This is a genomic window from Nocardiopsis ansamitocini, assembly GCF_030268225.1.
GTDB lineage: Bacteria > Actinomycetota > Actinomycetes > Streptosporangiales > Streptosporangiaceae > Nocardiopsis_D > Nocardiopsis_D ansamitocini.
In genome coordinates, this window is record NZ_BSQG01000008.1 from 72,128 (window position 1) to 86,805 (window position 14,678).

Genomic DNA, 14,678 nt, shown 5'->3' on the forward strand with positions numbered 1-14,678 from the left:
GCACCCCGCCGCTGCGGGCGGGACGCGCGCCGACAACGCTATGAAACGACGTGACCAGAGCCAGACCGAGCAGCTGCGCAAGGCACTCGCCGACCGGGAGGCACAGCTCCACGAGGCCCAGACCCGACTCGCCGCACTGGAGGGGTCGACTTCGCTCCAGGTGGGGCGGGCGCTCACCGGGGCCGCCAAGCGGCCCGCGCGCGGGCTCGTCCGGCTGCCCCGCGAGCTCTACCGTCTGTGGCGCGGCAGCACCCGGACCAACCAGATCGGTGCGCGTCGCCGTCGGACCGCAGAACCGTCGCGGTCCTACGACGCCGAGCGCCAGGAGGCGCGGCTGCTCTCGGGAACGCCCGGCACTCACGACAGCCGCATCGTGGTCGCCGGAGTGCTCTCGCCCGAAGCACGCGCGGCCATCGAGCCCTACGCGCGCATCGTCCCGCTCCGCCCGCACGACGCCCAGGTCGTCTTCGACTCCGTGGACGTCGACCTCGTACTGGTCACGGCTTCCGCAGCCGAGCCGGGAACCGCGTGGGCGCACATAGGAGACCCGGCCGCGGCCGACCGCACCCGCGCGCTGCGCTGGGTGATCGATGCGGCCGCCTCCCGAGGGGTTCCCTCGGTCCTGGTCCAGGACGCGCCGGCTCCGCCCGCGCTCGCCACACTCGGGTTCGACCACGTCCACGACGACGACCTCGGCGTGCCGCTGCACCGTTTCAACCCGGTTGCGGCCGAGCCCGAACGCGTGCCCACGCCCGTGCACGTGCCCTCCGCGGGCCGTCCCGTCCCGCTGCCGCCGGCGCTCGCCGAGCAGGACCTCACCCGCGCGACGGTGCGCTGGGACGGTCTGCCCGAGACGCTGCGTACGGCCTCCACGGCAGTCGTCGGCACCGCGTGGCTGGCCGATCGCGCACTGGCGTGCGGAGCGCGCGCCCTGCTTGTGGGAGCCCGCCCCGAATCCGGTCTGCCCGAACAGGCGACCCGAACGGGGGCCACCCCACAGGACCTGGCCGGCGTGGTCGCCGACGGACCGCTCACCCCGGGCGAGACCCGCCGGGCACTGCGCGCGATCTTCCTGGCAAGGGCCACGCCGGTACGCCTGGCCGAGATCCTCGGCCAGGTGCACCTGGCACCCGGCTCCGGAGCCGACACCCTGCCGTTGACCGGACGTGCGGTGGCCGTGCTGGCCGCCCCCGCCGACGACATCGCTTCGCTGGCCTTCGCCGACGACGTGCTCCGCCAACTGCATGCACCCACCGAGGTCGTGGTGCCCGAGGCGTGCACGGAGTTCGCCGGGGTCAAGCGGTTGCAGGCCCGCGGTCTGACCGTGCGGACCGTGGCCGACGCGACCGTGGGCCGCTCCCGTGCGGACTGGGCCCGGCTCGCCGAAACGGCCACCACTCCGTGGGTGGCACTGTGGACCGGACCGGTCGGCGAGGCGTTCCTCGCTGACGCGCTGTGCGCGGCAGAATGCTCTGGAGCCGACGCCGTGGGCCCGGCGGTCACCCCCGGAGGAGCGGTCGAGGACGGGGCGCGCCCCGACGACCTCGATTGGGCGGTCGCCGGACAGGAGTACGTGTTCGTCAGCGAGATCAGACCCGACGTCGCCCGGCGTGAACTGGTGCGCAAGGCCCTGCACCCCGGGGTGTGGAACCGCCACGGCGCCAGACTGCTGGCCCTTGGTCGGCTGCGCAGTGCAGGCCGCGACAACGAACCCGACCACGCCCACGCGGCCTGAGCGGGCTAGAGAGCAGGGGGTAGGGGCACACGCCCCTAGCCCCGGAGCGCCCCGGGGGTAGGGGGAGGTTTTCTGCCCCCACTCACAATCAGATCAGATTTCGCCAGGCCCGCACGGCGGGACAACTCCTCTTGTGGAGAACCCGCCGCCCCGACCCTCTCGAAGGTCGGCAGGCCAGTACCGGCCCCGTGGGCCGCCCCGACCGGGGAGGGCACACACGGGAAAGACCGAAGGGAACCACGTGAGTATCCGCGCACTCGTCTACGGCGATGTCGACCTCAACATCATCGACGGGTCGGCCATCTGGGCGCAGTCCATGACCCAGGCCCTGGCCGCGGCCGGATGTGACACCACGCTGCTGCTCAAGTCCCCGGTCAGGACCGACCGCCTGGTCGCGCCCCTGGTGGGGCTGCCCGACGTCACGGTGCGCCGCCCCTACGAGGAATCGCTGGCCCGCGACCTCGGCCCGCGGGGGCTCACCCCCGAACAGGCGATCGAACTGATCACCACCCTGGACGGCCGGCAGCGCTTCGACCTGATCGTGGTGCGCGGCAAGCGCCTGGCCTCGGTCGCAGCCCACACCGACGCCCTCAAGGGCCGGCTGTGGACCTACCTGACCGACGTCCCCCAAAACGTCCCCGACCTCTCGGTCACGGCCGTCACCGAGCTGACCGATATCGCCCTGGCCTCCCGGTTCCTGCTCTGCCAGACCGAGGAGCTGCGCGGTTTCCTCGAATCGGCGGTTCCCGCTGCCTGTGGCAAGAGCGTGCTGTTCCCGCCGACCGTGGTCGTGCCCGACGGGCTCACCGCCTCAGGGACCGCGCACGCCCCGCTCAAGCTCGTCTACACCGGCAAGTTCGCCCAGGCGTGGAACACCCTGGAGATGACCGAGCTGCCCGCCGCCCTCGCAGCCCGTGGCACCCCCGCCGAACTGCACATGATCGGCGACAAGATCCACCGCGATTCGCCCGAGTGGGCCAAGCAGATGGGCAAGGCGCTGGAGAACACGCCCGGGGTGGTGTGGCACGGCGGGCGCCCGCGCGCCGAAGCCCTGGAGTTGTCGGCCCAGTGCGACATCGGGTTGTCCTGGCGCGCCCCCGAACTCGACGCCAGCCTGGAGCTGTCCACCAAGGTGCTGGAACTGGGAGCCTTGGGGCTGCCCGTCGTCCTCAACCGGACCCCCATGCACGAGTCGTTGCTGGGCGCCGACTACCCCCTCTTCGCGGACGGGGACCTCGACGCCGTCGCCGACACGATCGCCCTGGCCGCGGACCCCGACACCTACCGCACGGCCGCGCGACGCTGCGCGGAGGCCTCGGCCCGCTTCACCCTGGACCGCGCGGCCGAGCGACTGCGCTCCTACCTGGGCCTTGCCTTCCCGCCCCGGCCCGAGGGCACCGACGCCGCGCTTCCGTTGAAAGTGGTCATCGCCGGCCACGACCTCAAGTTCTTCACCCGCCTCGCCGACCACCTGATCTCCCTGCCCGGCCTGGAGGTCCGGCTCGACGAATGGGAGGGACTGCGCACCCACGACCAGTACCGCAGCCGAGAGCTCGCGGCCTGGGCCGACGTGGTGATCTGCGAGTGGTGCGGACCCAACGCGCTGTTCTACGCCCAGCACAAGCGCCCCGGGCAGCGACTGCTCGTCCGGCTGCACCGGTTCGAGCTATACGCGGAGTGGCCGCGCAAGCTCGACATCGACAAGGTCGACGCGATCATCTGTGTCAGCCCCTACTACGCCGACCTCACCCGCGAGCTCGCCGGCTGGCCCGCGGACAAGGTGGTGGTGGTCCCCAACTGGGTGGACGTGGAGCAGTTGGCGCGTCCCAAACTGCCCGGGGCCGAGTACACCCTGGGGATGATCGGGATCGCCCCCTCCCGCAAGCGCCTCGACCGGGGGCTGGACGTGCTCGCCGAACTGCGCAAGCGCGACCCCCGCTACACGCTGGCGATCAAGACCAAGCAGCCGTGGGATTACTGGTGGATCTGGAACCGGCCCGAGGAGCGTGACTACTACGAGCGCGCCTACCGTCGGATCCAGCGCTCGGAGGCCCTTTCCGAAGGTGTGGTGTTCGACCCGTTCGGCCCCGATGTCGCCGTTTGGCTGCGCAGGGTCGGGTTCATGCTCTCCACCAGTGATGACGAGAGTTTCCACCTGGCGCCCGCCGAGTGCGCCGCGTCCGGCGGGGTCCCCGTGGTGCTGGGCTGGCCGGGCGCGGACACCATCTACTCGCGCCGTTGGGTGCACGAGAGCACCGAGGCGATGGCCGACGCCGTACACGCGATCGTCACCGAGGGCCGGTTCGACGCGGCCAGGGACGCGGCCCGTGCCGAGATCACCGAGAACTACTCGCTGCGCGGGGTGAGCCATGCGTGGACCCGCCTGATCGTCGCGGGCGAGCACCCCGAGCCGGTGCGCCTGGAGAACGTGGGCGGCGCGCTCACCCAGCCCTGACCCCAAAGCCCCGGCCGATGCGGCCCGCGCGTCGGTACGACGCGTGGGCCGCGTGCCTTGAGGGCCCGTGCGGGCCCGGGGCGCGCGCCGGGCCCGCCGCCCTGTTGCGCGCCCTTCGGCTCTCGCCCGGCCAGGTCGGGCGGGGCGGCTCCGTAGCGGCTGGCGAGCGTGTCGGATCGCGCAGCGACGCCGTTGTGGTGTTCGGGCCGGTTGATGCCGTGCCCGAGGGTGTGACGCCGCCGGTGGCCGATCGCGCAGAACTCCGGTGGCGGTCCACCCGGGTCCGCGGCGACGGCCGGTAACGGTACGGGCCGTGCCCACTGCTCATCGGCCGGGTCGAACCGTCCAGTCGCCGCCAGGGCGGCCACGAGGTCCCCGGGACCCAGGTTCTTCCTGGCCGATGAACCCTCTACCGGAGACCTCGCCGCTCAGCGGGAACGACGCCCCGTCACGCAGCGGACCTGGGAACAGGTCCTAGCCGCAGACGTCCTCCGTCGCTTCGGCGGTCTTGCCCTCGACCGACGAGGGGAGCGCACCGCCCCCGCCCTTGATGCCGTCCCAGTCGGCTGCGATGACCAGCTGTACCGTCGTTGAACCGGCCAGCAGCGGGTTCTCCTCGACGATGGCGGTCTTGAGTTCCGCGGCGACCGACTTGGCGTGGCTCTCCTGGCCGGAACCGTAGTAGACGGTGGTCTTCGCGGGGACCGTTCCCTCGGCGGGATTGCCGGTCCCGGTGATCTGGAAGCCCTTGGCGCCCAGGGCGTCGGCGACCTCGCTGCCGCGTCCGTCGACGCCGCTGCCGTTGAGGACCTCGACCGCGACCTGTTCGGCGGGGACCGCGCTCACCGAGTCGTCCGCGGCGCTGTCGTCCTTCTCTTCCTTCTCCTTGTCGTCGTCCTTCTCCGCGATCTCGGTGTCGTTGGCGATCGCCTGGAAGAGACGGTCGGCGTCGGGCTGGGTCCAGGCGACCCGGTTGGGGTCGGCGGGGTCCTGGCCGTTGGGAACGGTCACGAACTGGATGTTGCCCATGTCGACCTCGCGCATGGAGATGGCGATGTCGGTCATCTTGTCCAGGGTGAGCTCGTCATCGGTGGTGATGGAGTCGGTGACGGAGCCGAGGAAACCGTAGATACTGGCGGGACTGCTCATGATCTCGCCGCTGGTGACCTTGCGCAGCATCGCGCCGAGGAAGTCCTGCTGGCGGTCGATGCGGCTGAGGTCGCTGCCGTCGCCCTGGCCGTAGCGCGAGCGCATGTAGCCCAGGGACTGCTCACCGTCGAGGACCTGCTTGCCGGCCTCCAGGACCAGGTGGGCCTTGTCGTCGTCCACCGCGCTGGGGATGCACATCTCCACGCCGCCGATCGAGTCCACCATGCCCTTGAAGCCGGTGAAGTCGAGGCTGATGAAGTGGTCGATGTGGATACCGGTGGTCTGCTCGACTGCCTTCCACTGGCACTGCACGCCGCCGAAGGTCATCGCGGAGTTGACCATCCCGTACTGCGCGGCCATCCCGGGCTTGTCGCCGTTGGCCTCGCAGGCCGGCAGGTTCACCATGGAGTCGCGGGGCAGGTTGATCAGGGTCGCGCCGTCCTGGTTGGGCGAGATGTGCGCGATGATCAGCGAGTCCGGGCGCTCGCCCTCGGCCTTGCCGTAGTCGCCGTTGTCGCCGCTGCGGACGTCGGAACCGATGATCATGATGTTGAGCGCGCCCTCGACCTTGCCGGGGCGGTCGCCGAAGGCATCGGTGTCGATGTTCTCCTGGCTGATGTTGCCGTAGATGTCGTAGTAGGCGCCGTAGGCGGTCAGGCTACTGCCGATGACGAGGGCTGTCGTGGCTACGGCCACCCATCCGCCGGCGGTGAGTCCACGCTGCGCAGCCCGGGCTCTGGAGGATCGGCGGGAGGAAGATCGTGTCGGCATCGAACACCAAAGGGGGTAGGCGTCAGGTCAGTGACTTGAGAGGGGAGCCGGAGGGGAACCGGCGGCCGACAACGGCCGTGACACGCTCCATGCCCAGTCGCGATTGCAGGCTAGCCGAATCGAGGTCTGGGGTGAGCACGACCGCCGCCGCACCGGCCAGCACGGCGGAAAAGCGGGACAGATCGGGGCCAAGCGCCAAAAGGGGGTCTGTCGTGGAAGCGATGATAGCCACTCGGTCAACTGCTGTCAGCTCCCACTCCTCGGCTCGGATGCGGGCCGCCTGTGCGATCTCGGCACCGGTGAAACGTGCCGCGCCGTGTTCCAGGGCGCTTCCGGCGGGATCCACCGAGCCGGCGAAGAACTGGTCGCCGTACCCCCGGACCTCGACCGAGTAGTCGACTGCCGCGGGCGGGCAGTCGGCCAGCGGCAACCCCAGCGGGTGCAGGGACGATCCGACGACCTCACGCGCCCCGGTCGCCAGTGCTGCCTCCAGCCGGGCGGCGTCGGCGACGACGATGTCGGCCTCGGGGACGGTCCCCGGCTCGGCCGCGACCACGGTCAGCCCGGTCGACCAGCAGGCCAGTACCCAGGCGAGACTCTGCCAGTGCAGGGGCAACGCGATCGCCACCCGGTCGCCGGGTTCGGCGGCCAGTCCGTCCACCAGCATGTTCGCGGTCTTGGACACCCAGTTGTCGAAGGTGGCGTAGGACAGCTCCACCCGACCGCCGGTCGCCTCGTCGTAGGCGGTCACGAACGGGCGCGCGGAGTCCGCGGCCTTTGCGGTGCGCCACAACTCCAGCGGGGTCTGAGCTGACACGGCTGCCTTCCTGCCAGGTGGTGGAGAAGAGGGATTCGGCCACATGTTACCGACCCTGCGTCGTGGACCGGTTCTCCGCTCGGCCCGCTGGACCCGAGGTAACGGGCGTCGAGTGGCACAGCCCTCCCTGTTTCGGTCACCTCGTGCGATCGCGGTGGCATCTCCGCGCCACACGCGGGGCGTCCAACTGACATCGTTACCCCATGCGCCTGACTCCTGGACGCCTCCTCTCCCGCGTCACCCTCGCCCCCGTCGTCGCGCTCTGTGCATGGCTGTCAGTGGCGTTCCCGCTGCTCCTGCTGGGTGTCTTCACCCCCGTCACCGGACTGGTACTGGGGCTGCCCGCGGTCGTGGCGGCGCTGGCGCTGGCACCCAGGCTCGTCCCGGAACCCGAATCCGACGACACCCCCTGGTGGCCCGTAGTCCTGGTCCTGGTGATCGTCGTCGCGTTCGCCGTGGTGCAGATCGTCTACCACTCCGAACAGTTCGTGATCAGACGCGACGCGGCGTCCTACGCGCAGTACACGGCGTGGATCGCCCAGAACGGGTTCCTGCCGATCCCGCAGCACCGCGAGCTCATCGCGGGCGACTACCCCGGCCTCAGCTACAACAGCCTCGCCTATTACCAGGTGGACGACGTCGTGTGGCCGCAGTTCCTGGCCGGGGCCCCACTGGTCTACGCGCTCGGCTACTGGGCGGGCGGTCTCAACGGCATGGTGGTCGTCCCCCCGATCATCGGGGCGCTGGGCGTGCTCACGCTGGCCGGCCTGACCGCCCGTCTCGTGGGCGCCCGGTGGGCGCCGTTGGCCGCGCTCCTGCTCGCCGTGACCCTGCCCCAGCAGTGGGTCAGCCGCTCCACCTACTCCGAGCCCGTCGCCCAGGTCCTGCTGTTCGGCGCGCTCGTCCTCGCCTACGAGGCCCTGGCCCGCCGCACCCCGGCGCGCGGGCGTTGGGGTTCCCCCCATGCGCTCGCCCTGGCGGCGGGGCTGGCCTTCGGGCTCGCGCTGCTCGTCCGCATCGACGGGATACGCGACATCCTGCCGGTGATCGGTTTCCTGGGTCTTCTCCTGCTCGCCCGCCGGGGACAGGCCCTGCCCATGGCGATCGGCCTTGCCGTGGGAGCGGGGTACGGACTCGTCGCCGGGTTCGTCCTGTCCCGTCCCTACCTGGAGTACCTGTCGGCGTCGCTCGACCCGCTCCTGCTCCTCGCAGGGGGTGTCATCGCGCTGACCGTCCTGGCCACGATCGTGCTGTGGCGTAGAGGGGTGCCCCGATTCGACCGTCCGGGATGGCTGCCCACCGGCCTCGCGGTGGCGGTCATCGTGGTCATGACCGGTTTCGCGGTGCGCCCGCTGCTGTTCACCCAGCGCGGGCACGGCGACGACGCCACGGGCCTCTACATCGGCCAGGTCCAGGAGATCGAGGGGCTGCTCGTGGACCCCCACCGCACCTATGAGGAAATGAGCCTGTACTGGGTGGGGTGGTACGTCGGCCTGGCCGCGGTCCTGCTCGCCACCCTGGGGGTCGCCCTGCTGCTGCGCCGGGTCGCCATGCGCGGGCAACCGCAGTGGGTTCTACCGCTCATGGTGTTGCTCTGGACGGTGGCCACGACGCTTGCGCGTCCGGCCATCACTCCGGACCACCCCTGGGCCAGCCGCCGCCTGATCGTCCTGGTGATCCCCGCGTTCATCCTGTTCGCCGTGTGGTTCCTGTCCTGGGCGACGCGCTACCTGCGCGAGCACCCCGCGCGGGTGCCGGAGTGGGCGGTCAGCGGTGTCGCGGCGGTGGGCGCGATCGCGCTTCTCGTGCCCACCGCCGTCACCGCCGGCGGGATCATGACCTACCGGACGGACGTGGGCTCGGTCGCCGCCACCGAGCGGACCTGCGCCGCCATCGGCCCCGATTCCAGCGTGGTCATCGTCGACCCCTCGACCGCCAGCAAGTTCATGCAGCTCATCAGGGGAATGTGCGGGGTGCCCACCGCTCACCTCAACGATCCCGACCCCGTGTCCGTGCGCGAGGTCGTCGAGCAGATCCATTCCAGGAACCGGACCGCTGTGCTCGCCGCGGCCGGCCCGGAACTCATCGAGCCCTACCTTCCGGCGGGGACGGTGCCCACCCACCCCTTCGACGTGCACACGGAGCAGGACCCCAGCACCCTCATGGAGCCGCCCACGGGCGCCTGGGCGTTCAACGGCGACGTCTGGGTCGCCGTCCTGCCCGTGCCGGAGTCATGACGCAGTACCGCCATCATCGCTATCCTTTGCCTACCGTGAGCGAAATCAGCCCTGAACCCGACGCCGACCCCTACGTCACGATCGTGCTGCCCTGCTACAACGAGCAGGACCACGTGGTGGCCGAGGTCGAGCGGATCTGCGCGGCGATGGACACCAGCGGCTACCCCTACGAGCTGCTGGCCGTCGACGACGCCTCCACCGATGCCACCCTGGCCAGACTCCAGGGGGTCGAGCACCTGTTCCCCCGCATGCGCATCATCCCGTTCCGCACCAACGGCGGTTCCGGGACCGTGCGGCGGATCGGGACCCAGCGGGCGCGTGGCGAGATCGTGGTGTGGACCGACGCCGACATGTCCTACCCCAACGAGCGCATCCCCGAGTTCGTCTCGATCCTGGAGAAGGACGAAGAGGTCGACCAGGTAGTAGGTGCGCGCCACCAGGAAATGGGCAGCCACAAGTTCCTGCGGGTGCCCACCAAGTGGCTGATCCGCAAGATCGCCGAGCGCCTCAGCAACACCAAGATCCCCGACCTCAACTCAGGGCTCCGGGCGTTTCGTCGTGAGGTCTCGCTGCCCTACCTGCGGCTGCTGCCGCCGGGGTTCTCCTGCGTCACCACGATCACCTTGGCCTTCCTGTCCAACCAGCACCACGTCCACTACGAGCCGATCACCTACGCCAAGCGGGCCGGCACGTCCAAGTTCCACTTCGTGCACGACGCCTACCGCTACATCCTCCAGGTGCTGCGAATGGTCATGTACTTCAACCCGTTGAAGGTGCTGATGCCGCCCGCGCTGTGGTTGATCGGCATCGGCGCGGTCAAGGTCGTCTACGACGTCGTCACCGACCCCGTCTACATCCGCAACAACACGATCATGCTGCTCATGACCGGATTCATGGTCGCGTCGATGGCGCTGCTGGCCGACCTGATCGTCCGCTCCCGCAACGGCGTCTGACGAGGGGTCCATGCGCATCGCCCTGGTTGGTCCGGCCTACCCCTACAAGGGCGGGGGCGCCCGCCACACCACCGAGCTCGCGCACCGGTTGACCGCAGCGGGCCACGACGTGGTCATCGAGTCGTGGCACGCGCAGTACCCGGCCGCCCTCTACCCGGGGCGCCAGACCATCGACGTCCCCGAGGGCGCCCTGTTCCCGGGCACCCGGCACCGGCTCGCCTGGTATCGGCCGGACGGCTGGTGGCGCGTGGGTCGCGCTCTCAGCCGGGAGGTGGACCTGGTCGTGGTGACCGTCCTCTCGCCGGTCCAGGTGCCGCCCTACCTCACCCTGTTGGCCGGGGCGAGCCGTGACGCCGAGACGGTGGCGCTGTGCCACAACGTCCTCCCGCACGAGCGAGGGCGGATCGACACGCTCCTGATGCGCAGTCTGCTGGCCCGGGTGGACGCCGTGCTCACCCACTCGCCGGAACAGCAGGAACTGGCCAGGGAGCTGCGACCGGGAGCCATCGCCTCGGTCCGGTTGGCCGAGCTCCCGCCCCACCTGCCCGACACGCCGCCCCCCAGTGCCGTGGAGCCGCGCGGTGTACGCCACCGGCTGCTGTTCTTCGGGATCGTGCGGCCCTACAAGGGCGTGGACGTCCTGCTGCGTGCCTTGGCGGCCGGCCCCCCGCAGGTGTCGTTGACCGTGGCGGGAGAGTTCTGGGGCGGCTCGGAGGAGTTGCGCGCCCTGGCCGCCGAACTGGGGGTGGGCGAGCGCGTCCGCTGGCACGAGGGCTATGTTCCGGCCGCGCAGCTCGCCGCCCTGTTCGCCGACGCCGACGCCGCCGTGCTGCCTTACCGTTCCGCGACGGCCACCCAGAACGTCTGGCTGGCGCAGGAGCACGGACTGCCGGTGATCGCCACCCGTGCGGGCACCATCCCCGGCCACGTCACCGAGGGGGCGGACGGCCTCCTGTGCGAACCCGGCGATCCCGCTGACCTCGCCCGCGCCATCACCGACTTCTACCGTTCCGGCGAGCCCGAGCGACTGCGCGCGGGTGTGCGCCCGGTTGACCCCGGCCCCTACTGGAAGCGCTACCTGACGGCGCTGCTGCCCAACTGAGCCGCCCGGCTCACGGCCGGGGCCGGGCGGGAGAACGCGTCGTCGCCAGGGCGGTCAGGGCCCAAAGGATGTCCGCTGCCGTCATCACGACCCGCGACAGGGCCGCGACCACCAGGGCGGCCCCCGGAGCCAGGACCGGAGCCAGCGCCACCACCAGTACGAGCTCGCGGACCCCCAGCCCGGCCGGTGCGAAGACGACGAGCAGGCCCAGCGTCCAGGCCAGTGCGTAGGCGCCCGCGGCCACCGGAAGCGACTCGGCCCCGCCGCCGCCCACCCCCGCCACCAGGGTCCACACGTGCAGCCCCAACGGAATCCAGGACAGCGCGGACCAGCCCACCGCCGCGGCCATTCCGCGCCCGCTGATCCGTTCCAGCTCCGACTCGGGGACGTCCTTGCCCCGGCCGGTCAGGCGCAGGACCCGATGCAGCAACCAGGTCACCACCCGCGGGTGCAGCGCCGCCAACAGCACCGGTGCGCAGGCCAATACCCACCACCAGCGGGCCGCCGCCTCGGCCGAGGCCAACGGCAGAGTCACCGCGGCCACCAGCAGGTTCACCGTCAGTGTCACTCCCACGGCGAGCACGGTCGCGCTCACGCCGCGCCGACGGGGGACCGCGTAGTCCTTGGCGAGTTCCACCTGGGCCACGAACGCCCAGACCGACCCCGGCAGATACTTGCCGAGCTGCCCCACGAACATGACGCGTGCGGCCACGGGAAGGGGGAGCGGCGATCCGAGGTCGCCCAGCAGCGCGCGCCAGGCCAGCATCTGCGCGCCGAGGCCGGCCAGTGCGGCGACCAGCGATCCCGCGATCACCCAGGTCGGGAGTGCGGCCAGTGCCTGACTCGCCTCGTCCCAACGCGCGTACAGCGCCAGCCCCGCACATCCGAGGACGAGCAGGACGATCCCGGTGCGCACCCAGGGGTTTGCGCGAAGGCGGCTCAGCACCCGGTCAGGTTAGCCCCGCCCGCGCCGTCCACGGACCGTTTCGGGGCCGGCAGCCGCGCCCGACCGAGACGAAGACGTATGACTGACGCACTAGGGTGTTGGCGTGCTCTTGCCTGATGTCGTCGCCTTCGCCGGCCACCAGATCCACGTCTGCCGCTATCGCGAGGCAGGGACCCTGCTCCGTTGGCTCGGTCCCGACCTCACCGGTCAGGTCGTCCTCGACGTCGCCGGTGGAGACGGCTACTGGGCTGCCCAGGCCCGCAAACGCGGCGCGCGCGCGATCTCGGTGGACCTCGCGCGCGCCAAGATGGTGCGGGGGAGCCGGCTCGGCCACGCCCCCGCGCTCATCGAGGGCGATGCCCTGCGCCTGCCCATGGGCGACGCCACCGTCGACAAGGTGATGTCGATCTGCGCCATCGAGCACTTCGACGACGGTCCGGCCGCACTGCGCGAGATGGCCCGGGTGCTCAAGCCGGGCGGCGAGCTGGTGATGTCGGCCGACTGCTTGTCCCGGCGCGAATCCTGGCCGAAACTGTTCGACGCCCACCGCCGTCGCTACCACGTCCAGCGCACCTACACACACGAGGACCTGGGCGTGCTGCTGGCCGAGTGCGGACTGGACGTGGCCGAGCACAGCTACCAGTTCCGCGGCAAGGCGGCAGAACGCACTTACCTCGGTCTCTCGGCGCACGGCGGCCGGGTCGGCTTCAACCTCGCCGCACCCCTCATCCCCTTCGTGTCGTTGAGCGACCGCCGCGAACCCAATACCCGTGGAAGCATCGTCCTGCTGCGTGCCCGGCGCCGTTCGGACTGACGCCCCACCCCACCCCCTGCCCGCGCATCCTCCGCGCGTCAAAGGACGCGCCCCGGTACGTCTCCCCCAACGATCGGAGTACCTCCCCCATGGCGCGCACGACGCCGGCCATCGCCCTGTTGCTGTCGGGAGCGTTGCTCCTCAGCGGGTGCAGCCTCTTCGAAGACTCGGGCCCGCCGCAGGTCCGGGAGAACTTCCCCTACGTCAAGGAAGGGACCATCTTCCAGGACACCGGCCAGGACGAGGTGATGCGTTTCTCCATCACCGGCCTGGAGCGCACCCCCGACTACACGGTCATGCACTACGAGGTGGACTATCCCGACGGGTTCACCGGCAGCAACCGCAACCTCAGCATGGCCCACACCCTCGTCGACCCGATGACCGGCCGGGTCTACCGCCAGTACCACGACGGCGACGGGTTCAAGTACGGCTCGGTCAGCCCCGGCCCGCCCGGGCTGTACCCGGTGCACGACGGCGCGGTCAACGAGTACCGCAGGTACTTCCCGCCGATCCCCGAACGGGTCGAGCAGGTCACCTTCATCGGCAGCGGACTGGGCGCCATGACGGGCATCCCGATCCAGGACGTCGAGGAGGAGCGCCCCGACCCCGAGGCGCCCAACGGAGCCGACCATCTCTCGCTCGCCGAACCGCCCCCGGCACGGGAGAACCTCACCTTCGAGAACCGCCGCCCCGACGACGACGCGGTGGCCGACGAGGGGTGGGTGGAGAGCTTCGTGGACTCCGAGATCGCCTCGATCACCCGTGACGGGGACACCGAGACGATCTCGCTGCACTCCGACGTGATGTTCGAGTTCGACGAATCCGACCTCACCGAGGAGGCCGCCGATGTCGTGCGCCAGGCGGCGAAGTCGCTGGTGCGCAACGTCGACCCCGACGACCCGAAGATCACCGTGATCGGGCACACCGACGGACTGGGCAGCGACTCCTACAACAAGGCGCTTTCGGTCCGGCGCGCCGAGACGGTGCGCGACCTGCTGGCCGAGGAGATCGGTCCGGGTTACGACTACGAGGTGCAGGGGCGCGGCAGCACCGAGCCGGTCGCGCGGGAGGGCGGCCCCGACGACGAGCAGGCACGCGCCCGCAACCGGCGGGTGGAGTTCGCCTACAAGCTCGGTGGAGCACCCGACGTGGAGGAGGAGTCCGACGACGACGGACTGGGCGTCGCCCAGCGCACCGTCGGCTGGCCCGCGCCCTTCACCGACGACAACGGCGACATCGTGGCGAGTGTGGAACGCGAGGGGGTGCGCCTGGACGTCTACCCGCTGCGCCGCGACGGTTCCTACCTGATCGGGACCGTGGCCCTGACCAACACCACGAATGAGCCGGCCGACCCCGACATGGGCGGGCTTGAGTCCCTCCAGGCGGGCGGCCCGGAGAAGTTCAGCAAGGGCACCCTGGGCGGTTTCCAGCTCCTGGAGCCCGACACCGGCCTGGTGCGCTACGTCGCACAGATGAACTTCGGCAACGGCAAGTACGACGGTTTCGCCGAAGAGGTGCACGAACTCCAGCCCGGTAACACCTACGAGCTGGTGGCGGTCTTCCCCGCACCCGGTGAGGGAGTCGAGGAGCTCACCCTGCGGGCCGGTCCCTTCGGGGAGATCCCGGAGATCCCCGTCGGCGAGTGATCCCGCTGTTCGGGTCGGCCCCCGCGCGGGGGCCGACCCGAACCGGCCTGTCG

General features: G+C 70.8%; 10 protein-coding genes. 7 read left to right on the forward strand and 3 right to left on the reverse strand.

Annotation, left to right across the window (positions count from 1 at the left end; all coding sequences use genetic code 11):
• The first annotated feature begins 40 nt into the window (after positions 1-40).
• Both QSJ59_RS19570 and QSJ59_RS19575 read left to right on the forward strand, forming a co-directional pair.
• Positions 41-1,735 carry a hypothetical protein gene (locus tag QSJ59_RS19570; protein WP_285761164.1) on the forward strand — a complete coding sequence of 565 codons (1,695 nt, stop codon included), beginning with the start codon at positions 41-43 and terminating at the stop codon, positions 1,733-1,735.
• A 316-nt stretch (positions 1,736-2,051) separates the two neighbouring features.
• Positions 2,052-4,190, forward strand: a complete 2,139-nt coding sequence (locus QSJ59_RS19575; RefSeq protein ID WP_285761271.1) for a glycosyltransferase — start codon at positions 2,052-2,054, stop codon at positions 4,188-4,190.
• Positions 4,191-4,664: 474 nt separating this feature from the next.
• Here the strand turns inward: QSJ59_RS19575 and QSJ59_RS19580 are convergent, their stop codons facing one another.
• Positions 4,665-6,110: an LCP family protein gene (locus tag QSJ59_RS19580; protein ID WP_432707510.1), complete on the reverse strand. Its 1,446-nt coding sequence runs from the start codon at positions 6,108-6,110 to the stop codon at positions 4,665-4,667.
• A gap of 22 nt (positions 6,111-6,132) precedes the next feature.
• The gene (locus tag QSJ59_RS19585) at positions 6,133-6,927 is read right to left on the reverse strand and encodes a TIGR03089 family protein (RefSeq protein WP_285761166.1); all 795 of its coding nucleotides are present in this window, start codon (positions 6,925-6,927) and stop codon (positions 6,133-6,135) included.
• 203 nt (positions 6,928-7,130) lie between these two features.
• Between QSJ59_RS19585 and QSJ59_RS19590 the strand changes: the two genes are divergently transcribed.
• Genes QSJ59_RS19590 through QSJ59_RS19600 form a run of 3 tightly spaced genes read left to right on the forward strand, consistent with a single transcriptional unit; the run spans position 7,131 to position 11,219 of the window.
• Entirely contained in the window at positions 7,131-9,164 is a 2,034-nt protein-coding gene (locus QSJ59_RS19590) for a hypothetical protein (RefSeq protein ID WP_285761167.1), read from the forward strand.
• A complete protein-coding gene (locus QSJ59_RS19595) occupies positions 9,161-10,117 on the forward strand; it encodes a glycosyltransferase family 2 protein (protein WP_432707511.1) in 957 nt (318 codons plus the stop codon). The genes QSJ59_RS19590 and QSJ59_RS19595 overlap by 4 nt, the downstream gene beginning before the upstream one ends.
• A gap of 10 nt (positions 10,118-10,127) precedes the next feature.
• A complete protein-coding gene (locus QSJ59_RS19600) occupies positions 10,128-11,219 on the forward strand; it encodes a glycosyltransferase family 4 protein (RefSeq protein ID WP_285761169.1) in 1,092 nt (363 codons plus the stop codon).
• 10 nt (positions 11,220-11,229) lie between these two features.
• On the opposite strand, the gene QSJ59_RS19605 is transcribed toward QSJ59_RS19600, so the two are convergent.
• Positions 11,230-12,165: a lysylphosphatidylglycerol synthase domain-containing protein gene (locus QSJ59_RS19605; protein ID WP_285761170.1), complete on the reverse strand. Its 936-nt coding sequence runs from the start codon at positions 12,163-12,165 to the stop codon at positions 11,230-11,232.
• Between the two features lie 103 nt (positions 12,166-12,268).
• Here QSJ59_RS19605 and QSJ59_RS19610 point away from each other — a divergent pair, with 103 nt between their 5' ends.
• The gene (locus tag QSJ59_RS19610) at positions 12,269-12,979 is read left to right on the forward strand and encodes a class I SAM-dependent methyltransferase (protein ID WP_285761171.1); all 711 of its coding nucleotides are present in this window, start codon (positions 12,269-12,271) and stop codon (positions 12,977-12,979) included.
• A gap of 89 nt (positions 12,980-13,068) precedes the next feature.
• Positions 13,069-14,625 carry an OmpA family protein gene (locus QSJ59_RS19615; RefSeq protein ID WP_285761172.1) on the forward strand — a complete coding sequence of 519 codons (1,557 nt, stop codon included), beginning with the start codon at positions 13,069-13,071 and terminating at the stop codon, positions 14,623-14,625.
• The last annotated feature ends 53 nt before the right edge of the window (positions 14,626-14,678 follow it).